Source organism: Streptomyces spiramyceticus (assembly GCF_028807635.1).
In the GTDB taxonomy this organism is placed as follows: Bacteria; Actinomycetota; Actinomycetes; order Streptomycetales; family Streptomycetaceae; genus Streptomyces; species Streptomyces spiramyceticus.
The window spans coordinates 1,642,718-1,664,137 of record NZ_JARBAX010000002.1 but is presented as its reverse complement, the minus strand read 5'-3'; the positions used below and the strand labels follow the sequence as shown (position 1 = coordinate 1,664,137).

General features: G+C 68.4%; 16 protein-coding genes and 5 pseudogenes. 5 read left to right on the top strand and 16 right to left on the bottom strand.

Annotation, left to right across the window (positions count from 1 at the left end):
• Positions 1-95: 95 nt before the first annotated feature.
• Positions 96-444, top strand: a pseudogene (locus PXH83_RS31040) (histidine kinase); the annotation flags it as partial.
• 121 nt (positions 445-565) lie between these two features.
• On the opposite strand, the gene helR reads toward PXH83_RS31040, so the two are convergent.
• The 9 genes and pseudogenes from helR to PXH83_RS30995 form a co-directional block, all read right to left on the bottom strand.
• Positions 566-2,713 carry an RNA polymerase recycling motor ATPase HelR gene (gene helR / locus PXH83_RS31035; protein WP_274564854.1) on the bottom strand — a complete coding sequence of 716 codons (2,148 nt, stop codon included), beginning with the start codon at positions 2,711-2,713 and terminating at the stop codon, positions 566-568.
• Positions 2,714-2,952: 239 nt separating this feature from the next.
• Positions 2,953-4,191, bottom strand: a complete 1,239-nt coding sequence (locus tag PXH83_RS31030; protein ID WP_274564853.1) for a glycosyltransferase — start codon at positions 4,189-4,191, stop codon at positions 2,953-2,955.
• Between the two features lie 212 nt (positions 4,192-4,403).
• Positions 4,404-4,700 (bottom strand): hypothetical protein, encoded by a 297-nt coding sequence (locus tag PXH83_RS31025; RefSeq protein ID WP_420803272.1) that lies wholly within the window; start codon positions 4,698-4,700, stop codon positions 4,404-4,406.
• 137 nt (positions 4,701-4,837) lie between these two features.
• Entirely contained in the window at positions 4,838-5,311 is a 474-nt protein-coding gene (locus PXH83_RS31020; RefSeq protein WP_274564852.1) for a carboxymuconolactone decarboxylase family protein, read from the bottom strand.
• A 127-nt stretch (positions 5,312-5,438) separates the two neighbouring features.
• Positions 5,439-5,927: pseudogene (locus tag PXH83_RS31015) on the bottom strand (hypothetical protein); the annotation flags it as partial.
• 118 nt (positions 5,928-6,045) lie between these two features.
• Positions 6,046-6,859: pseudogene (locus tag PXH83_RS31010) on the bottom strand (AraC family transcriptional regulator); the annotation flags it as partial.
• 164 nt (positions 6,860-7,023) lie between these two features.
• Positions 7,024-8,190, bottom strand: a complete 1,167-nt coding sequence (locus PXH83_RS31005) for a winged helix DNA-binding domain-containing protein (RefSeq protein WP_274564851.1) — start codon at positions 8,188-8,190, stop codon at positions 7,024-7,026.
• A gap of 61 nt (positions 8,191-8,251) precedes the next feature.
• Positions 8,252-8,386, bottom strand: a complete 135-nt coding sequence (locus PXH83_RS31000; protein WP_274564850.1) for a VOC family protein — start codon at positions 8,384-8,386, stop codon at positions 8,252-8,254.
• Entirely contained in the window at positions 8,383-8,769 is a 387-nt protein-coding gene (locus tag PXH83_RS30995) for a VOC family protein (protein WP_274564849.1), read from the bottom strand. The genes PXH83_RS31000 and PXH83_RS30995 overlap by 4 nt, the downstream gene beginning before the upstream one ends.
• 288 nt (positions 8,770-9,057) lie before the next feature.
• On the opposite strand from PXH83_RS30995, the gene PXH83_RS30990 reads away from it, so the two are divergent.
• Positions 9,058-9,657, top strand: coding sequence for a TetR/AcrR family transcriptional regulator (locus PXH83_RS30990; protein ID WP_274564848.1), 600 nt, complete (start codon positions 9,058-9,060; stop codon positions 9,655-9,657).
• A 145-nt stretch (positions 9,658-9,802) separates the two neighbouring features.
• Here PXH83_RS30990 and PXH83_RS30985 read toward each other — a convergent pair.
• The 6 genes and pseudogenes from PXH83_RS30985 to PXH83_RS30960 all read right to left on the bottom strand — a co-directional run.
• Positions 9,803-10,285 (bottom strand): annotated as a pseudogene (locus PXH83_RS30985) (nuclear transport factor 2 family protein); the annotation flags it as partial.
• A gap of 1,765 nt (positions 10,286-12,050) precedes the next feature.
• Entirely contained in the window at positions 12,051-13,667 is a 1,617-nt protein-coding gene (locus PXH83_RS30980) for a sodium/solute symporter (RefSeq protein WP_274564847.1), read from the bottom strand.
• Complete coding sequence (locus tag PXH83_RS30975; RefSeq protein WP_274564846.1) at positions 13,664-14,173, bottom strand: DUF485 domain-containing protein; 510 nt, start codon at positions 14,171-14,173, stop codon at positions 13,664-13,666. Before PXH83_RS30975 ends, PXH83_RS30980 begins: the two co-directional genes overlap by 4 nt.
• A gap of 391 nt (positions 14,174-14,564) precedes the next feature.
• Positions 14,565-14,711, bottom strand: a complete 147-nt coding sequence (locus tag PXH83_RS30970; protein ID WP_274564845.1) for a hypothetical protein — start codon at positions 14,709-14,711, stop codon at positions 14,565-14,567.
• A gap of 171 nt (positions 14,712-14,882) precedes the next feature.
• On the bottom strand, positions 14,883-15,593 hold the full coding sequence (locus PXH83_RS30965) for a hypothetical protein (RefSeq protein WP_274564844.1): 711 nt from the start codon (positions 15,591-15,593) through the stop codon (positions 14,883-14,885).
• 291 nt (positions 15,594-15,884) lie between these two features.
• Positions 15,885-16,088 (bottom strand): annotated as a pseudogene (locus PXH83_RS30960) (sigma factor-like helix-turn-helix DNA-binding protein); the annotation flags it as partial.
• A gap of 131 nt (positions 16,089-16,219) precedes the next feature.
• On the opposite strand from PXH83_RS30960, the gene PXH83_RS30955 reads away from it, so the two are divergent.
• The 3 genes from PXH83_RS30955 (at position 16,220) to PXH83_RS30945 (ending at position 19,902) form a co-directional block, all read left to right on the top strand.
• Positions 16,220-16,639, top strand: a complete 420-nt coding sequence (locus tag PXH83_RS30955; protein WP_274564843.1) for a helix-turn-helix transcriptional regulator — start codon at positions 16,220-16,222, stop codon at positions 16,637-16,639.
• Positions 16,640-16,649: 10 nt separating this feature from the next.
• Positions 16,650-17,066 carry a VOC family protein gene (locus PXH83_RS30950; protein WP_274564842.1) on the top strand — a complete coding sequence of 139 codons (417 nt, stop codon included), beginning with the start codon at positions 16,650-16,652 and terminating at the stop codon, positions 17,064-17,066.
• Positions 17,067-17,472: 406 nt separating this feature from the next.
• Positions 17,473-19,902 (top strand): excinuclease ABC subunit UvrA, encoded by a 2,430-nt coding sequence (locus PXH83_RS30945; protein ID WP_274564841.1) that lies wholly within the window; start codon positions 17,473-17,475, stop codon positions 19,900-19,902.
• 131 nt (positions 19,903-20,033) lie between these two features.
• Here the strand turns inward: PXH83_RS30945 and PXH83_RS30940 are convergent, their stop codons facing one another.
• Positions 20,034-21,377, bottom strand: a complete 1,344-nt coding sequence (locus tag PXH83_RS30940) for an IS630 family transposase (protein ID WP_274564840.1) — start codon at positions 21,375-21,377, stop codon at positions 20,034-20,036.
• Positions 21,378-21,420: the final 43 nt, after the last annotated feature.

The window sequence follows — 21,420 nt, the reverse complement described above, 5'->3', positions numbered from 1 at the left end:
CGCGGCAGACGCCGCGAAGGTACTGCGTGTGCGGTAGGCAGCCGCTCGTCCGCGAGAGGGACTCCCCCGCGGCAGCATCCGGCTAGGGTGCGCGCATGAGCACAGGACGGTTCGATGTCCGGGCCGGTGTCAGAGACTGGGTGATCGCCGTCGGCGTGGCGACGGCGCTGCTGGTCACCGGGCTGTCCGGGCAGCACTCCGCCACGAACCTCGACCTCCCTCGAGCTGGCCTGGCTGATTGCCACCGGGGCTGCGGGGGAAGCGCTGCGGCAGGCCGAGCGGCGGGCGGACGAAGCCGAGCGCACCCGGGAGGAGACCGCGCGGCACCGCGCCGACGAGGAGCGACTCCGTATCGCGCGAGAGCTGCACGATTCGCTCACCCACCAGATCTCGATCATCAAGGTGCAGTCCGAAGTCGCCGTCCATGTGGCCCGCAGGCGTGGTTAACACGCGCGTCCTTCGAGGCGCCCATGACCATGCTGCCGAAGCCCACGTACACCGGCGGGTTGCCGACGTCCAGGAACGCCACCGACCCGGCCGACAGCGGGCGTTCGTCCGGCCGACGTCAGGAGCTCGTGAGGATGACGAGTTGCTGGGTCGCTCGGGTCATCGCGACATAGCGGTCGACCGCTCCTTCGATGCCCTTGCCGAACGCGTCTGGGTCGATGAGGACGACCAGGTCGAACTCGAGCCCCCTCGACAGCTCCGGGGTCAGCGACCGGACGCGGGACGTCGTCCGGAATGTGGGACCGCCGATGACGCAGGCGATCCCGTCGGCATGTGCGGCGAGCCAGGTGTCGAGGATCGAGCTCAGATCCGAAGCAGACCCGTGTACGACAGGGACGCCGCTGCTGCGGATGGAGGTCGGCACGTTGGCGTCCGGGAGCACGGCCCGGATGACTGGCTCAGCTTCCGCCATCACTTCTTCCGGCGTCCGGTAGTTGATGCTCAGAGAGGCCAGGTTGATCCGGTCGAGCCCGATCCGCTCGAGCCGCTCCTGCCACGACTCCGTGAACCCGTGCCTGGCCTGGGCGCGGTCACCGACGATGGTGAAGCTCCGGGACGGGCACCGGAGCAGCAACATCTGCCACTCCGCGTCGGTCAGTTCCTGAGCCTCGTCCACGACGATGTGCGCGAACGGGCCGGCCAGCAGATCCCGGTCGGTGCCAGGCAGCGCGGTCTCGTCGACCAGGCTGTCCTGCAGGTCCTTTCCGCGCAGCATCGTCACCGCGCCTTCACCGTCGACATCGGCAGCGAGCACGTCGTCGATGACGCCGACCATGCGCTCGCGTTCGGCGGCGACAGCGGAATCGCGCCGACGCTTGCGCCGTGACGCCTCCGGGTCGCCGAGCCGCTGCCGTGCCGCGTCCAGGAGCGGCAGGTCGGACACCGTCCAGGCCTGGGCGTCCGCGCGCTGCAGCTTCCGAACGTCATCGGGGCTGAGCCAGGGAGCGCACATCCGCAGGAATGCGGGTACCGACCACAGGTCGCCGACAAGGTCGGCCGCTGCGAGCAGCGGCCACGCGCGGTCGAGGGTCGTGACCAGCTCTTCGTCGTGCAGGAGCGCTTTGCGGAACAGGTCGGGCGAGACATCGCCGTCGTGCTTGTCCAGCAGGATCGTGACCAGCTCCTCCCAGATCTGGTCGCGCGCTTCGTTGTGCGGAGCACCTGGTCCTGGCGCTTCGAACGCCTCGGCCCAATCGTCGGCGCTCAGCCAGATGTCGGACCCGGAGGCCGTGACCGTCATCCCCTGGGAGGGCGGCTCTTCGTAGAACCGTACGGCCTTCTCGATCGCCTTCACCATGTTCGCGGACGACTTCAGGAGGGCAACGTCCGGGTCGGTCTCGGTCGCCGCTCCGGTTCCCTCGGGGACGAGGTCCCGCAGGGTGCACGTCTGCACACCCTCCTCTCCGAGGCTGGGCAGGACGTCCTCGACGTAGGCCAGGTAAGGCTGGTGCGGACCGACGAACAGCACGCCGCCCCGCCGGTGACCGAGGCGCGGATCGGAGTAGAGGAGGTGGGCGGAGCGGTGCAGAGCGACGACCGTCTTCCCCGTACCCGGACCGCCGTCGACGACGAGAGCGCCGCGGGATCCCGCCCGGATGATGGCGTCCTGGTCGGCCTGGATGGTGCCGAGCACGTCTCGCATCCGGGCCGACCGGTCGCTGCCCAGGCTGGCGATGAAGGCGGACTGGTCGTCGAGCGCGGCGTGCCCGACGAACCCGTCCGAGGTGAACACCTCGTCCCAGTAGTCGCTGATCCGGCCGCGGGTCCAGCGATACCTGCGGCGGCTTGCCAGCCCCATCGGGTTGGCGTGGGTCGCCGCGAAGAACGGCTCAGCCGCGGGAGAGCGCCAGTCGATCAGTAGCCGACGACCCGTGCTGTCAGTGAGGCCAAGTCGTCCGATGTACACGGGCTCGGGGTCGTCCGCGCTGACGATGTGTCCGAGGCACAAGTCCAAACCGAAGCGACGCAGGGCTCGCAGACGACCGTTCAGCCGGTGGATCTCCATGTCCCGCTCCATCGCCTCGCGGCCAACGCCGCCGGGCGCCTTGAGCGCGGCATCGAGGCGCTCGGACAGTTCGGCGATCGTCTGCTCGAGACTCTTCGCGATGGCCGCGAAGTGCTGCTCGTCGTCGGCGATCAGCGTCGGGTCGGCCTTGGGCGAGAGGTGGTCGGGAAGATAAAAGGCGCTGGTGGTCAGGGGGTTCAAGTAATTGGCTCCGATGTGAGGTCGCTTGCAACCATGGGCGCAGCAAGGCGTCTGGACCGGCGTGACGAACCTGGTGGCCATGACGGGCAACGCTCCGTCTTGACGTGGACCCCGTGACCGTTGTCGGTTCAGGTCGCAGGGTTTGCAGGTTCTCGTGTTCTGGGCTCTGGGCTCTGGGCTCTGGGCTCTGGGCTCTGGGCTCTGGGCTCTGGGCTCTGGCTCGATGATCCCCGCGTGGTTCACGCGGACGTGGGCGGCCTTTCTTCGCCGACCGCGTCGAGCAGCAGCTTCGCGGCCACCGTCGCCCCGTCGGTCCGGATCGTGTCGGCCACGGCGGTCGCTCGTGCGCGGGTCTCAGGGGTCAGGGCCGTCTTGAGCGCGACCGACAGGGACTCGAAGGTCGGAGTCGGACCGTCGTGTGCCGCGCCGATGCCCAACTCGGCCACCCGGCCGGCCCAGTACGGCTGGTCCACGAACTGGGGTACCACCACCTGAGGCGCGCCGGCCCGGGCGGCTGCCGTCGTCGTGCCCGCGCCGCCGTGGTGCACGACGGCGGCCACCCGGCGGAACAGTGCCTGATGGTTGACCTCGCCGGCGGCGAAGCAGTCGGCGAGGTCGTCGATCAGGCCCAGGTCGGCCCAGCCGCGGGAGACGAGTACGCGGCGGCCCTGCGCGCGGACCGCCTCGATGGCCACTCGGGCGACGTCCTCCGAGGCGCCCATGGGCATGCTGCCGAAGCCCACGTACACCGGCGATTCGCCGGCGTCCAGGAACGCCACCAACTCGCCCGACAGCGGGCGTTCGTCCGGCAGGATCCATGCGCCGGTCTGCACGACGTCGAGGTCCGCCGAATCCTGCCACGGCCCCAGGACCGCGTCGGCCGCCAGCCACGGCCGGTCGGTGAAGACGTGGCTGCGGACGTCGTCCACCGGCGGCTGGCCGATCGACTCCCGGTGAGCGTTGATTCCCGGGCCGTACAGCGCGTTGAAGCTCTGAGCGTTCAGGTCCCACAGCGCCCGGTTGTCGGTCATGTCCGGTGGGAACGGCCACAGCGGCAACGGGAGCGGCTCGTGGTGCGGCGACGGCAGCATGGTCGGGAAGTAGCTCACGTATACGAAGTGGATGCCCAGCTTCTCGGCCACCGACCGCGCCGCGGCCACGGCCGGGACCAGGCCGGTCGCCACCACCGCGTCACATCCCTCGGCCGCCGCGGCGACCGCCTCGTACTGCGCGGCGACCAAAGCGGCCGCGCGCTGGGGCAGGCCCTCCGGCGTCGGGGTCGTCCCGGTCACCAGCGTGCGTACCGGCTCGGCGGCCGGCACCAGCTCCACGCCGACACCGGCCAGCAGCTTCGCGAACTCCTCGTCCGGCGGCGCGCACACCCGCACCTCCGCGCCAAGTGCCCGCAACTCCACTGCGAGTCCCGCCATCGGTTGGACGTCCCCGCGCGACCCATACGTCGACAACAACACACGCACTTCGCGACTCCCAAGTTCCGCAAATTCTGGCTTAGGTCGGCGATTCTGCGCTACGACCGGGGTCTTGCCGCAAGCCCCCCGGTGCGCTATATGTTGAGAGTGGCAAGGAGTGGGTACTCCCCCTTGCCCTTTGTCGTCCGCTGTGGACGGACAACCTCCTCGCGAAGCGGCAGCGCCGGCCCAGGAGGATCTCCCATGCGCCGCACGCCGTCTTAGAGCTCCTGACAAAGTGAGAACTTCCTTAGTCGTCGCCGGCAGATCATGCTGCTGGCCAGGCTGCGGAAGGCTTCGTGGATGTCGTCGCGGATCCCACAGCGGATGCGTAACCGGCGGAACCAGTGCAGCAGCGCGCAGCTCTGCTCCTGGACCAGAGGCATGAGCTGGGTGACGTTGTTGCGGTTGCCGCCGGTCAGCGAGACCGCCGGCGGGATGCCGTGCGCTTCGATGATCAGATGGCAGGACTCCCCGCCCTGCGCACGTGGGACGACCCGAACTCCTCGGTTTGCCACCCCCCATGGCTCCTTCGCAGGCGTCTTCCTCTGGCCCACCCGGTGACCCACACGAAGCCGCCCCGGCTGACTCGTTCGGATCAGTGGGACCGCCGGGCGGACCAGAACAACGCCCCGGGCCGGCGAGGTAGTCCTTGTTATCCGAACTGGCCGGGCTGGTAGCCGCCGGCGGGCTGCTGGACGATGACGTTCACGCGGTTGTAGGCGTTGATGAGGGCGATGAGGGACACCAGGGCGGCGAGCTGGTCCTCGTCGTAGTGCTTGGCGGCATTCGCCCATGCCTCGTCGGTGACACCACCGGCCGCGTCGGCGATGCGGGTGCCCTGCTCCGTCAGCTCCAGGGCAGCGCGCTCGGCGTCGGTGAACACCTTGGCCTCTCGCCAGGCCGCGATCAGGTTGAGGCGCGTCGAGGTCTCCCCGGCGTGCGCGGCGTCTTTGGTGTGCATGTCGGTGCAGAAACCGCAGCCGTTGATCTGACTGGCGCGGATCTTCACCAGTTCCTGTGTCGCGGCCGGCAGCGTCGAGTCCGTGACCACCTTGCCCGCCGAGTTGATGTGCCTCAGGAACTTGGCTGCGAGGGGGTTGCCGAAGAGGTTCAAGCGAGTATCCATGGTGAACTCCTTGCCGTTGCTGGTGGTTACACCTCCCTGACGGAACAACTCGGCAAGATGTGACACGAACGAATGTGACGTGCGTCTCCCCTCTCGTATCGCAGCAGGACCACCCACAACGTTCAGGTCAAAGGCGAGGGTGCGCCGTCGGCTCGCGATCTGGCCGCGGGCTGGAGTGTGCAGTTCCGCTGTGTTTACTTCCGGCTCGGTTGTGCGCTGGTGTCCGTGCCGTCAAGGGGGTCAGGTTCCCAGCGCGCGGGTAAGCCGGTCGCTCTGCTCGTGAGGAAACGTCGACCTCGCCCGGCGCGATCCACAGCCCGCCGAACAGCGGACCGAAGCCACTCCAGGTCAGCTGCGAGCGCAGATCGTGCCGCTGCCGCCGCCAGGACTCGGGCAGCGAGAAGCCGAGCAGGGTCCACGTGCCGTCCCACTGCCGGTTGACCGCGCCGGTCTCCTAGATCCTGCGCCTGCCGTCGCGCAGCACCGCCTCCGAGCGCTCCGTCAGCCCGAAGTACATGCGACGCCCCTCACGCTGCCGCCGCAGCAGGCCGTGCCCCACCATGCGGGTCAGCGTCGAACGGGTTGCCTGTTCTCCGATGCCGGCACGCCCGAAGAGACGCGGCACTGCACGACCGTTCGCTCCCATCGATCTGACTGAGCCCTTCACTTTTACGGATGGGCGGCGCAGTTGGCGGGACTGAGCGATCCCCTCCCAGCCAACTGAGGCAAGCTGGTTCCGCGTCCGCCTGCGCCGCGTCCTGCGACAGCTGTGTCCGCAGGATCTCGGGTTCGGTCGGCTCCGGTAGGGATTGGACGGGAGCCATTGCGTGTACACGTCCCGCCACAGGGTACTGGAGCGTCTGCGGGAACGGCCCGGAGCTCTCGAAGACGGCCCACGTTCCGGCCGGGGCGGTGAGAGCGTCCATGTGCTCGGGCACGGCGGCCCGGGTCACCGCGCCGTGGTAGTAATCGAGTTCGGTTCCCTCGGCGCGGCTGCCGTTCAGTTGGTCACTCACCGAGACGATCCCCTCCGGCTCCTGATCGGACAGGCTCTCGATGCGTTGCAGCGTCTCCTGGCCGATGTCCCGGATGAAGGCTGCGATAGCAGGGTTCACCCCCTCGTGCACGAGCGGGACACGCGCTTTCCTGCCGACCACACGGAACGTATCGCATGCTGCTACTCCCTTCGACGGTGAGGCGGAAGGACAACCGCGGCTGGGACTGCAGGCTCGCACCGGACCACCTGGCCTCGCCCGGACCGACGCCGTGCATGACGCGGAACGCACGCGCGAACGCCTCACCCGAGGTGTAGCCGTATCGCACCGCGACCTCCAACAGCGTCCGATTGCCGGCCAGCACCTCGGCACCCGCAACCGTGAGCCGCCTGCGCCGGACGTACTCCGAGAGAGGAATCCCCGCCAGCGCGGAGAACAGCCGCCGGAAGTGGTACTCCGACGTCACCACGATCCGCGCCAGGTCGGACACCTCGATCCGCTGATCAAGTTGGCACACGATGTGCTCCATGGCCTGGTTCATCCGCTCCAGCACCGCGGCCTCCTTCCCTTTCGTTCACTCACGTCAGGAAGGACCCACCCTGCCGGACCCGACATCCTGTGCCCGGTCCGGTCGGGTGCGCACAAGCCACCGACGGCTCGCGCCGGTTGTGACCGCGCTTCCGTGATGACTACGGCTTGGGGAGGATCCGCTGACGGTTATGCGGAGAGTTCGCGTTCGAGGGGGGTGCGGTAGCAGGGGGTGACGCGGGCGCCCCTGAGGAAGGCGGTCATGCGGGCGGTCTCGCCGTCGAGGGCGTTGCGTGTCTCGCGGCCGGGGTCCGTGAAGAGGCGGTGGTTGATGCTGCCGTCGGGACGCTGAGCCCAGGCGCCGATGATGCGGCCGTCTGCCCAGATGGTGGGGCCGATGTTTCCGTTGCGGTCGAAGAGCGCGGGGGTGTGGTCGGCGTCGAGGTACCAGTCCCGTTGGCGCCATCCCATGGGGGTGGCGTCGAGGCTGGGCAGCAGTGCCAGCCAGGGTTCGGGGTACGAGACCGGCTCAAGGTCCTCTGGCAGGAGGTAGCCGGTGCCTTCGTCGAGGCTCACCGCTTGGGCCCCGCTGGCGGCGATCGCCTTGCGGGTGGCAGCCAAGGTCCAGCCGGTCCACCACTTCAGGTCGGCCTCGGTGACGGGGCCGAAAGCTGAGATGTAGCGCCGGGCGAGGGCGGTCTTCGACTCGGATGCGGGCAGCTCGGGGAGGGGTTCGGCCAGGGCCCAGCGGAACTGGGCGGAGGTCCAGTTCCCGGCCGGGCGGGCGCGGCGGATACGGCCTTCGGCGGCGAGGACGCCAAGGACCGTGGAGGCGACGCGCTGGCGGGACTCGTACGACTTGCCGGGGAAGGTGACGATCTGCTCCCGCAAAGCGGGTACGGCGTCGGCGAACTCTGCGGCGGTGGCCTCATCACGTTCGGCAAGGAGTGCCAAGGCGTCCTGCTCCGCCGCGGTGTAGCGGAGCTCGTCCCAGCCGGCCGCCTCACGCAACCGGTCCAGGGCCTTGCCACGGTCCATGTAGGCGTACCGGCCTACGGCGGCCTGGGTCTCCGGGGCGAGGGCGGCCGGGAGGACGAACATGGTGCGGCGCATGCACCGTATTCGCGCCAGAGTCCGCTCCTCGTACAACGCCCGTTCCACCGCTGCGACTTCCGGCTCGGCCATGCGCGCTGCGGCGGACAGGAACACGGTGGCCGGGTCGGTCGCGTGCAGTCCGATCAGGGCGCCGGCGACCTCCTCCGGCGTCCGTACCCGCGCCGAGCCTGCCAGCAGGTGCCGACGCCCGAGGCGGGCGCGGCGCTCGGTCGGGGTGACGCGGCGGTGGAAGGACGTCATGGCTCGCTCCGGGAGGTGGACTGAAGAGGCAACGATGGGGTGGGGAACGGGCAGCGGCCGGCTAGCGGGTGGAACTGATACAGAAGGGCTGGCCGGAAGGATCGAGCAGGACGGTCCAGTGGACGCCGCCGGGCTGGCGGCCGGGGCGGGTGTTCACCCTCGCGGCGCCCTGCGACGTCTTCTTGGGGCGGGTCACCAGGTCTGCTTCTGGGCAGCGGCGATGACGTACCCGTTGGGATCGGTGAAGTAGAAGAGCTTCTGCCCGTGGTGCTCAAGCACGTCCTTCTGGACGGTGACCAAGGGGCGGATGCGCTCGACGTAGGAGTCGAAGTCGTCGACGGCCAGGTAGAACATGCCGAACGCGCCGACAGGGGTCTCCTTGAGGTTCGGCAGCCAGCTGCGCAGCTGATCCTCGCGGTAGACCATCAGGGCGAACTCGCCCTCGAAGAGCAGGATGCGCAGGTCGTCGTTGGGGTCGTCGCCGGCGGGGAGGGCCGTAAAGCCGATCTTCTCGTAGAAGTCGACGGCGGCCTGGGTGTCGGGGACGCCGAGACAGGGAGAGAGGGCGGGAGCCTTCATGGGGATCACTCCTTGCGTGTGGGCTTTGCGGTGCGGGGGGTGTATCGGCCGACCGGCGAGAGCCGACGAGTGCCGGGGCTCCGCGTTCAAGCAGTACATTTGTACTGTACCGCAGGATCCCCAGGGGTGCAATACGGACATTGCGCCCCTCTCTTCTTGAACCCTTCCGCTGCATCGGAGCCCTTTGGGTGCACCTGACCAGGGCAACACACTTTGAGCAGCACCGACCGGCATCAGTACAGTACCTTCGTACTACACGACCCTATGAAGAGGGAGAGGGGCGGTCTCATGACTGTCGACAAGCCCGCGCGGCGCCGGCGCGACCCGCAGCGGCGGATCGAAGAGATCGCCGAGGCCACCGAGAGGGTCATCGCGGAGCGGGGCGTCGAAGGCCTGACCCACCGCGCAGTCGCCGAAGCGGCCGGCGTCCCCCTGGGAGCGACGACCTACCACTTCGCCACGAAGGACGATCTGATCACCGCTGCCCTGAGCCGGGCCGTCGACCGCTACGCCGCTTACCTCCGCGACTGGGTCGCCCAACGGCCCGAGCTGAGCACCGACCATCTCGTCATCCTGCTCACCGACGTGCTGCTCGGCTGCTTCGGGCCCCAGCGCGACCAGCAGGTCACCGAATTCGAGCTCTACGTCGCCGCCCTGCGCCGCCCCGCACTGCGCCCGATCGCAGACCAGTACACCGAGCACACCGTCGAAGCCCTGGCCCACTACACCGACCCCGTCACCGCCGCTGCGGCCGCCGCCACCATGAACGGGCTCACCCTCAGCGGCCTGGCCGGCACGCATGCCCCCGACCGAACCCACATCGAAGCCGTCCTGCGCCGGGTCCTGACCCCCAACCCCACCCTCAGCCTGCAGCCGCCGCCCCAGTGAGCCGACGTCCTGTCTGGCTCCATGGCTCGAAAGGCACACCAACGCGGCCTCACCGCTGGGCAGGCTCATCTGCTCGCTGGGTGCTCCTGCCGGTGAAGGTGTTGAGCTGCTTGTAGGGGGTTCGAGGTGCGGTCGTGTGTTGCGGCTATTCCGTGGGCCGGCGTGCCTGTCTAACTTCGCGGTGGATTGCCCAGGCGTCCGCTACTGGGCCCACGTGCCCGAGCTTGTCGGGGTTGATCACCGAGCAGATCGTCTGGATCTGCCCGTCGAGTACATCGAGCGCCAGGGTGTGGAGCACCTTGCCGTCCCGGTCCCGGAAGATCGCGCCCGGCTGGCCGTTGACCTCGTGCGGCTCGAACGTCACGTCGATCCGGGCCAGCAGGGGGAAGACGGAGGCAAGCAGCCGGGCCACGTTTTCTGCGCCGATGACGGCCCTGGCCAGCTGCGGGGCCTTGCCGCCGCCGTCGCCGACCATCGATACGTCGGCGGCGAGCAGTTCCTGCAGGCCGGCGACGTCGCCTTCGCGCAGGGCGTCGAAGAACCGCGACGCCAGTTCCTCCCGCTCTTTGCGGACCGCTTCGAAGCGCGGCCGCCCGGCCTCCATATGCCGCCGCGCCCGCACCAGCAGCAGCAGCGCCGCCATCGACACCGAGTCGGCGACGCGGTGATCTCGTGGATGTGCGGATTCATCAGCGATGCCGTGTACGCGCCGAAGCCCTCCGGGTCGGTCGGGGCCAGCTGGCCGTCCGCGCCGAAGAGACAGACCAGCCACTGCTCGTCCTCGATCGCCAGGACCGTGCCGCCACGGTTCCCCGTGGGTGCGAGGGTGGCCTGCAGGGATGCCTGCCGGCTTCGCGTGCAGTCCGCTGAGCGCTTGTAGAGGCGGGAGGCGTACGACAGCTTTCCGTCCACACTGAGTACTTCCGGCCCGGCCATGCCCTGAGCGCTGAGCGCTGAGCCAGGAGCGAAGACGGGAATGCCGTCCCGTGGCCACAACGACGAGGTCGGCGAGGTACGTGGCGTCCCCCTCAGTCCGGAACCCCGTGACACGACGGCGAGCGGCGTCGGTGGCCAACCCCGTCGCACGGGTCCTGTCGAGGAGTGAAACGCGTGATGCGCCAGGACCCGCCGACGTAACGCTGTCTCCAGCACGGGACGGCTGAACGTCTGCAGGACCAGGTCCGTCGAGACCGGGGGTGACCAGCCCGTGGGATAGAGCATCGGAAAGCGTCCGAAGTCCGAAACCGGGGCGCCCCGTTCGGTCAGCTCGTCGCGCAGACCGGGGAAGAGCTGTTCCAGTACCTGGGCTCCTCGGGCCAGCAGCGCATGGGGGGGGCGGCTCTGCGGAGTCCCCTTGCGGTGCGGGGCGTGCGCGGCGACGGGGTCCTGCTCCAAGACGGTGACCGAGCGGAACCGGTCGGCGAGGACACGTGCCGCGACCAGGCCCGAAAACCACCGCCCAGGACAACCGCGTGGTTCCCGGCCCGCGCCGTCATCGGGGCTGCTCCGGCAGCGGTGATGCCTGAAGGGCCATTTCCGTGGCACTGCACATAATCTCCATGACCACCTGTCAATAGATTTCTTGAGCGGGTGCACGGGTCCTGTATGCGCATACCTCACCGCCGTGCGAAGAAGACGGCAATGCCAAAAGGAAGCCGGGTCTTTGTATTTGAGGGCACATGGAAGCACGCCCGTGGAGCACGAGAGCGCACAGCCGCCATGAGGACGTACAGATGCTTCTTCTTGTACGTACTGAGCCTCATGCGCCTTACCCGCACAGGTCCGTGGTCGGGAAGGATTTGGTGCCGGACGGAACCCGCAACAGTATGATCGGCGCATGACGCCACGAAAGGCCAATGCCGCGTAGGTCCCCGCATCCGCTTCGGATCAGGCCGCCCGATCGCCAAAGCCGCAGTCGGATCAGCACGTTACTCATCAACACTTGCCCTGGTCCACCTGTATGTACTGCCGTGCATACGTACCTTTTTGTCGACGGCCTCGACTTGATCACGCGCAGCAACAGCAGCGCCATGGGTATGCGTCCGGAGCAGCTTCTCCGGCCCGGCGGACCGCTCTACCCGACGGATGCCGCCCGCAGCGTAGACCTGACGTCTCAGGAACAGTGCGAGTTGGGCTCCTTGGGGCTCCACATCCGAGTACGACTACGTGGTGAGACGGTCGTATGGAGCGAGCTGATGTATCCGGACCTCGGCCACAGGCCAATCGAGGAGGTCCGCTTCCACCTGGGACAATATGTGGGTGAGATCGAGCGAGCGTACTCGCTGCGACCCTGGGCAGCCGGGCCGCCGGCGTGAAGCGCGTCGATGAGGACAACGAAAAGGGCGCCCGGCCTGCTACCGGCCGGGCGCCCTTTCCTACGTCGGGAAGCCGGGTCAGGAAGCGTTGCCGCCCACCGTCGCCGGTGTGCCGGCCAGGATCGTCGGTTCCATCTCTTCGTAGCGGCGGCGCTGGTCGGCCGCGTCCCGGTGGTGGAGGACCGAAGCGAGCCATCCCGCCAGGAAGCCGAGCGGGATGGAGACGATGCCGCTCGTCGTGAACGGGAACCAGTTGAAGTCCTCGTCGGGGAAGATGGACTGCGGTGATCCGGACACCAGGTTGCTGCCGATCATAAGGATGAGGCTGGCGGTGGTGCCCACGATGAGGGTGGCGAGCAGTCCCGTGCGGGTGTAGCGGCGCCAGAAGAGGCTGTAGACGAGCGCCGGGGCGATCGCGGAAGCGCCGACGGAGAAGGACAGGGTCAGCAGCGCCTGAAGGTTCAGGTTCCGGGCACTGGCCGCGAACGCGATCGCGACGAGCCCGACGCCCGCCGCGGCGGCCCGGGCGATGGCCATCTCCGTGGAGTGCTTCAGGGCGGCCCTGCGCAGCCCGTGCGCGATGAGGTCGTGCGCCAGTGTGTTTGCGCAGGCGAGGGTGATCCCGGCGACCGAGGCGAGCAGGGTGAGGAAGATCGCCGTGGCCACCGCCGTGAACAGCAGTGTCTCGACGGTGCTCGGATCCGTGCCCATGAGGGCCTGGCTGACCATCAGGAACGCCGTCTGGCCCTGCGGGTCACCGGCGACGAGACCCTCGTGCCCGACGATCGCGGCCGCACCGAAGCCGATCACGGCGAGCAGCAGGCAGGTCACGACGACGGTCGAAACGGCCCAGGACAGCGAGCGCCGCACGGCAGTCGCACTGCGCGAGCTGAACATGCGCATCGTGATGTGCGGCAGCACCGCCGCGCCCAGTACGACCGTCAACTGTGTGCCGATCATGTCGAAATCGTCGCCCGCGAACTGCAGTCCGGAGGCGAGATACGCGTCTCCCGCCCCGCTCCCCTGCTTGGCGGCTTCCAGCAGCACGGGCAGGCTGAAGTCGAACCGATTGAGGACGAGCACCGCTATGGCGGTGGCTGCGCCGAGCAGGACGACCGTCTTGACGACCTGGATGAACGCGGTGCCCTTCATCCCGCCGATCGCCGCGTACGCGATCATCAGCAGACCGAGGAACACGATCGCCCCGGTCTTGAAACCGTCGGCGTGGAAACCGAGGACGACGGCGAGCAGGTCACCCGCGCCCGCGAGCTGGAAGATCACCAGCGGCAGCAGCGCGGCCAGTGTGACCATGGCTGCGATGATCCGCACGAAGGGGCCGGGTGCACGGTGGGTGAAGACGTCGCCCATCGTGAACCGGCTGGCGTTGCGCAGGGGTTCGGCGAGCAGAAACATCATCAGGACCAGCGAGAGCACGGTGCTCAGGGTGAGCGTGATGCCGTCGAAGCCGAGGAGCGCGATGATGCCGATGGTGCCGAGCACGGTTCCGGCCGAGATGTAGTCACCGGCGATGGCGAGGCCGCTCTGTATGGGCGACAACGAGCGGTAGCCGGTGTAGAACTCGCCCAGGTCCTCGTGATCGGGCCCGGTCATCACACACACCAGCAGTGTGACTGTGATGACCGCGATGAACGCGACCAGCGACATGGTCTGGGCGTCGGAGCTGAACTCGGTCATGACCGGCCACCACCCATGGTCTCGTCGGGCCACTGCCACTGCCCTTGGCCAACGGGGTACGCAGGGACATCCGCCCGGGAGCCGCGGCGGACCCGGGGGCCGCCCGTCTCTCTTGCCGCTTGCAGGGTCTTCTCCCGGATGGTCGCCGACAGCGGGTCGACGCGGTCGCGGGCGATGCGTTCGTAGAGGGCGATCGCCGCGAGGGCCACCGGCAGCTGGCAGAGCCCGAGCATCAGGGCGACGTTGAGGCCACCGGTGATCTCGCTGGTCATCAGCCCGGGCGTGAAGGCCGAGAGGAAGAGGAAGAGGACGAAATACCCGAGTGCGGTGAACGTCGAGACGCGGCGCAGCTTGCGGTAGCCGGAGCGGAGCGCGTCGAGGTCGCCGTGAGGGCTGTGCGCCTCGCGGTGGTCTTCATGCTGCGGCGGCGCTTCCCAGGAGCGCGCGGCCGCGTCCCAGGCGTGGCGGGAGGGTGGTGGGTTCGGGAAGGGGCGGTGGTGCGACATCGACTTGCTCCTTGCCGCCGCGGGGGAGGCGGGCGGGTGGTGCCGGCTGGTGCGCGCATGTTACTCATCGGTAGCGTGATGGCGTAAGAGGCATTCCACGGACTGGATGGCAAGGTCGGTGGTAATCCGGAGCGGGCGGTAAGTCCACGGTGCCGTTGCGTCGACCCCGTCCGTACGGAATGCGGGCCGTGGCGTCGACGGCGCGACGCAGCCGGTCGGGCGGCGGCCTATGCCGTCAGCGCGGGCGAGACTCCAGGGGCGCGGGAGAACTTCGCCGATCCGCTCCAGCGACGGCAACGCCGAGCGCCCGCTGTGTCCCAGGACCCGCTATGTCCCAGACCAAAGTGGACAACTCTACTTGTTGGCGTTGGCGACCGACTCCACGGCCTCCTCAGCCGCCGTCGTCGCCCCCCTCATGATCGTCGCGGCGTCGGGGGGTGGCCGCGCCGGCGAAGCCCGCGCCGCTGTGGTGGAGTTCGACCACGGCGTTGCCCGTACGCACGACGAGTGTCGCCTCCTTGACGACGTCGCCGTCCATCGAGTCGTAGCTGACGGCGGTTGCCTGGTCTCCGTGGACGCTCGAAGGCCGTGTCTCACGCGGTGAGTTTGAGAAGACGTTTGCAGCAGGTGAGGGCTGCGGCGAGGCCGAGCCCGGCGTCCGGGTCCTCAAGGAGCCGATCGGTTCAGCTCGCGAGCCGTACGCGGTCCGTCAGGCCTTGTCGACGCTGATGAGTTCGAGCCGGTCATCACCTCCCTCCACCTGCATTTCGCGGATAAGGCCGACGTCCTTGGCGTAGTACTTGTGCTCGACCACATCGGGTTCGAGCGGGGAGTCGTCCTTGGTCTTGAGGACGTTGTCGTACGAGCCGTACGGCACTGTGACCTTCTCGGTCGTGCTCAAGACCTCGCCCCTGTCCTCGGCGACGCCCTTGTAGTACTCCTGGCGGTACTTGTCGCCGACCTTCGGCTTCGCCTTCATCACGATCCCCGGCTCGGCGCCGTCCTTGCCCGCTTCCCAAGAGCCTTCGGTGCTGACGACCTTGCCGTCCTCGATTTCCTTCGAGTCCTCGCCGAAGTACCAGACGTTGCCTTCGCGGTCCTGGGCGAACCAGTCGAAGGTGTCCTCGACGACTTGACCGTCCTCGGTGACGGTGTCTCGTACGACGACCGCAGTGACGCCCAGGATCTTCTTCGTCCGGCGGGTCACCTCGACCGCGACCGTCTCCGTGCCGTCCTCGGTGGTCCCCTCGTAGCGGAGCTTCGTGCCGGGGACGAGCGGCATGTACGGATTGTCGATCGTCGTCACGAAGTCGGCGGGGTTCACGGCCGGCGCTTTTGACGCCGTCGGAGAGAGTGCGGCGGCGGGGGTGGCCCGGCCGCCCCCGCCGTCGTTGCCGCACCCGGTCGCCGTTGCGGTCACGAGTAGTGTCGTGACAGCCAGTGCGAGGCCACGATGCCGTGCTGTCCGGATCACGATTTCCTCCAGGTCGTCTGCGCCGCATCGACCCTGCCCCATGGGGAGGGCGGGGCGAGGGCACCGCGCCCGAAGCATGCTGCAGCCGGGTGAAGGCGGCTTCACCTGAGGTCAGAGCCGGTCACGGCACGGAAGACCCCCATGTCCCCCATGTGTCGATGAACGGCTCGGTCCCCACCGGCCGGCCGGTGTTCGTCCACGCCTGGGACAAGGGACTGATCTGCAGGTCGCTGTTTTTTCGACCGCTCGTTGGACGGCCCCGAGCGCAGCTCGGGCCTTGGCCGGAGAAATGAGCCCGCGCGGTCGGCGCGCGACGACGTGTGCCCGCGCCCGGTGGGCGACCTGGCGGACCGCGGCGGGGCTCTCGTCGACGGCTTCCGCGATCGCGTCGTACCCGAGATCGAAAACCTCGCGCAGCACGCACACCGCCCGCTCGGTCGGCGTCGCGGCGAACCGGCTGGCCAAGAAGGTGAAGGCTGCCGAGATCACGGTGATCAACCCGCGCCCTGACTTCGTGGAGCGCTTACGACTGCACCAGCAGCCTGCGCCCGGTGCTGTGGGATGGTGGTCGCGTGACGTTGGAGGACCTCGTCCGGCTGCGCCGGGCCCGTGACCTGATGGACCGCGAGTACGCGAAGCCGCTCGACGTTCCTGCGCTGGCGCGCTTCGCCCACATGTCGCCGGGCCATTTCTCCCGCAGTTTCCGCGCCGCCTTCGGGGAGACGCCGTACAGCCACCTGATGACGCGCCGGATCGAGCGGGCCAAGGCGCTGCTGCGGCGGGGTGACCTTACGGTGACGGAGGTCTGCTTCGAGGTTGGCTGTACCTCGCTGGGGTCGTTCAGCTCGCGGTTCACCGAGCTGGTCGGCGAGAGCCCGAGCGCGTACCGGGCCCGGCCCCATGAGGACGGCGCCGCCATCCCGGCCTGCGTCGCGAAGATCCACACGCGACCGGTCAGGAATGGAGAAGCGAAACCCGGCGCCCGCCCGTAGCGTGAAACGCATGGAAATCAACCTTTCACAGTGCTTCATCGCCGTCGACGACCACGACAAGGCACTCGCTTTCTACCGGGACGCGCTCGGCCTGGAGGTACGCAACGACGTCGGGTTCGAGGGGATGCGCTGGGTGACGGTCGGCTCGCCCGCGCAGCCCGATGTGGAGATCGTCCTCGAACCGCCCCTCGCGGACCCGAACGCCTCGCCCGCCGACCGGCAGGCCATGGCCGAACTGCTGGCGAAGGGCCTGCTGCGCGGCGTCATCTTCCGCACCGACGACGTCGACGCCACCTTCGAGCGCATCCGTTCCGCCGGTGCCGAGGTGCTCCAGGAGCCGATGGACCAGCCGTACGGCGTCCGCGACTGCGCCTTCCGCGATCCCTCCGGCAACATGCTGCGCTTCAACCAGCCTCGCAAGCAGTGAGTTCTGGTCCCGCGAACCGGGCGCTGCCCTGCCGGCGAACCCCACGCCGCATCCAGGCTTGGCGCGAGCTGAGCGAAAGTCCCGACCGCGAGCCGATGCGCATTGGCCGCCGGCTGGTCTGACACCTCGGCCGGGCGCACCGCGTTGGCCGGGGGCCCAGAGGCTCCACGGGCCGAAGGGGCGTGGATGCCTTGGTTCTTGGACCGAGCGCGATCCCGGACGGCGTCGGCCGGACGGGATCGCGCCACCCCGGCCGCAACCGTCGATCAGGTGGGCAGCGACCGTTGCCGCGACCGCGCCGACGAAGTAGAACCAGTGGTGCCGCTCGAAGCTGATCAGATCGAGCCGGGCGACGCCGACGGAGACCGCGAAGGCGGCCCCGCTAACAGATGGAGACACGACAAGCATGGCCACGAGGACGGACACGCAGTCGCCTGCGCTGCACGCTGCCGACAGCCACGATCTGATCCGCGTGCACGGCGCGCGCGTGAACAATCTCAAGGACGTCAGCATCGAGATCCCCAAGCGCCGCCTGACGGTGTTCACCGGCGTCTCGGGTTCGGGCAAGAGCTCGCTGGTGTTCAGCACGATCGCCGCGGAGTCGCAGCGGATGATCAACGAAACCTACAGCGCCTTCGTGCAGGGCTTCATGCCGACACTGACGCGGCCGGAGGTCGACGTACTCGAAGGGCTGACGACCGCGATCATCGTCGACCAGCAGCGGATGGGTGCCGACCCCCGCTCCACCGTCGGCACCGCCACCGACGCCAACGCGATGCTGCGCATCCTCTTCAGCCGGCTCGGGAAGCCGCACATCGGCCCGCCCAGCGCGTACTCCTTCAACACCGCCTCGGTCCGGGCGAGCGGCGGGATCACCGTCGAACGCGGCTCCGCCAAGACCAAGACCGTGAAGGCGACCTTCAACCGCACCGGCGGCATGTGTACGCGCTGCGAGGGCCGCGGCACGGTCACCGACATCGATCTCACCCAGCTCTACGACGACTCCAAGTCGCTCGCCGAGGGCGCGTTCACCATCCCCGGCTGGAAGTCGGACAGCCAGTGGACCGTGCAGGTCTACGCCCAGTCCGGCTTCGTCGACCCGGACAAGCCGATCCGCAAGTACACCAAGAAGGAGCTGCGGGACTTCCTCTACGGAGAGCCGACCAAGGTCAAGGTCAACGGTGTCAACCTCACCTACGAAGGCCTGATCCCCAAGATCCAGAAGTCGTTCCTGTCCAAGGACAAGGAAGCGATGCAGCCGCACATCCGCGCCTTCGTGGAGCGCGCGGTCACCTTCACCACCTGCCCCGAGTGCGACGGCACCCGGCTCAGCGAGGGTGCCCGGTCGTCGAAGATCAAGCGAATCAGCATCGCCGACGCGTGCACGATGGAGATCCGCGACCTGGCCGAATGGGTCCGCGGCCTCGACGAGCCGTCGGTGGCGCCGCTGCTCACCGCGCTGCAGCAGACCCTCGACTCGTTCGTGGAGATCGGCCTCGGCTACCTCGCGCTCGACCGTCCGTCGGGCACGCTGTCGGGCGGCGAGGCGCAGCGCGTCAAGATGATCCGCCACCTCGGCTCCTCGCTCACCGACGTCACCTACGTCTTCGACGAGCCCACCATCGGACTGCACCCCCACGACATCCAGCGAATGAACGGCCTGCTGCTTCGGCTGCGGGACAAGGGCAACACGGTGCTGGTCGTCGAGCACAAGCCCGAGGCCATCGCGATCGCCGACCACGTCGTCGACCTCGGCCCCGGCGCCGGAACGGCGGGCGGCGCAGTCTGCTTCGAGGGCACCATCGAGGGGCTGCGGGCCAGCGGTACCGTCACCGGCCGCCACCTCGATGACCGAGCCGCCCTCAAGGAGACGGTGCGCAAGCCCACCGGCACGCTGGAGATCCGCGGCGCGACCCGCCACAACCTGCAGGGCGTCGACGTCGACATCCCGCTCGGCGTGCTGTGCGTCGTCACCGGTGTCGCCGGCTCCGGCAAGAGCTCACTGATCCATGGCTCCGTCCCCGCCTCGGCGGGCGTGGTGTCGGTCGACCAGGCGCCCATCCGCGGCTCGCGACGGAGCAACCCGGCGACGTACACCGGACTGCTCGACCCGATCCGCAAGGCGTTCGCGAAGGCCAACGGCGTGAAGCCGGCGCTCTTCAGCGCCAACTCCGAGGGCGCCTGCCCCAATTGCAATGGCGCCGGCGTCGTCTACACCGACCTGGCAATGATGGCCGGCGTCGAAACCACCTGCGAGGACTGCGAGGGGAAGCGGTTCCAGGCATCGGTCCTCGAATACACCCTCGGCGGCCGCGACATCAGCGAGGTGCTCGCGATGTCGGTGACCGAAGCCGAGGAGTTCTTCGGTGCCGACGAGGCGCAAACTTCCCCAAGCTCTTCGAGCAGGGGATACCCCATGGCCGCGCACAAAATCCTCGACCGGCTCGCAGACGTCGGGCTCGGCTACCTCACCCTCGGCCAGCCGCTCACCACGCTGTCCGGCGGCGAGCGGCAGCGGCTCAAGCTGGCCAGCCGCATGGGTGAGAAGGGCGGCGACCGGCTTGTCTACGTACTCGACGAGCCGACCACCGGCCTCCACCTCGCCGACGTCGAGCAGTTGCTCGGCCTGCTCGACCGCCTCGTCGACTCCGGCAAGTCGGTCATCGTCATCGAGCACCACCAGGCGGTCATGGCGCACGCCGACTGGATCATCGACCTCGGCCCCGGCGCGGGCCACGACGGCGGCCGCATTGTCTTCGAGGGCACACCCGCCGACCTGGTCACCGCCCGCTCCACCCTCACCGGCGAGCACCTAGCGGCCTACGTCGGCACCTGACCGAGGCCTTCGCGGACACCGTGGGACGCGTTCTCCCATCTGTTTGAACTCGGCCCACTTGGTGTCCGACAACGATGGCGGTGAACGTTTCCGGTCACAGCACTAGTGTGATGCGCCAGAAATTCTGAGGGTTAGTTCTGCTCTGTTTCCTCGTTGTCGGCTCCGACCTTGGTGAGGTAGTCGGCAAGGGAGTTGAGGATCTCGTCGGCGGTCTTGGTCCAGGTGAACGGCCTGGGGTCCTGGTTCCAGTGTTCGATCCACGCGGTGATGTCGTTTTCCAGGGCTTTGACGGAGGTGTGGACGCCGCGGCGGATGAGTTTGTCGGTCAGCAGGCCGAACCACCGCTCGACCTGGTTCATCCAGGAGGAGCCGGTAGGGGTGAAGTGGACGTGGAAGCGGGGGTGTTTACCGAGCCACGTCCTGACCTCGGCGGTGTTGTGGGTGGCGTAGTTGTCGCAGACCAGATGCACATCGAGGCCGGCGGGCACCGCCTTGTCGATCCGGATCAGGAACTTCTTGAACTCGATCGCCCGGTGGCGGCGGTGCAGGGCCGATATGACGGTGCCATCAGCGATGTTGAAGGCGGCGAACAGGCTGGTGATGCCGTGCCGGTAGTAGTCGTGGGTGCGGCGTTCGGGCATGCCGGGCATCATCGGCAGCACCGGCTGAGAGCGGTCCAGTGCCTGGATCTGGGACTTCTCATCAACGCACAGGACCACCGCCTTCTCGGGCGGGTGGTGGTACAGGCCGACGACGTCGACGACCTTGGCGACGAACTGCGGGTCGGTGGAGAGCTTGAACGCGTCCTGGAGGTGCGGCTTGAGATCGAACCGCTTCCAGATCCGCCCGATCGTCGATTTCGACAGGCCGGTGCGCTTGGCCATCGAGGCTCGGGACCAGTGTGTGTCCATGCCCGGCGTGGACTCCAGCGTCACCGAGATGACATCCTCGACCCGGTCGAGCAGGATCGAGGGTGGCCGGCCCACCCGAGGTTCGTCGGCCAGGCCGTCGAGGCGTTTGACGATGAACCGAGCACGCCAGCGTTCCACAGTCGACTCATCGACACCGAGGTCCACCGCGGCCTGCCGGTTCGTCCCGCCCTCCGCGCAACGCAGCACGATCCTCGCCCGCAGCGCCAGGTACTGGGCGGTCTTCGCCCGCCTCGCCCACCGGGTCAGCTGATCCCGCTCAACATCACTCAGGACCAGATCCGCCTTCGGCCGACCGATCGGGCCGGTGTCCTCAAGGCCAGCCATCCGCTCCGCGGCGAAAGCCCCGCGCCACTTCCTCACCGTCTTGAGCGCCACCCCAACAGCCCGCGCGGCACCCGCATTCGACATCCCCTCAGCACACGCCAGGATGATCCGGGCCCGCTCTGCCGGACGCCGGTCCGGCGACTCCGCCCGGCGCAGCAACTCCGCACGCTCGTCCTCGGACAGCGTGATCTCCACAGCGGAAGGCCCCGGATGCGACATGCCAACAGGCTACTTACTAACCCTCAGAATTTCTGGCGCATCA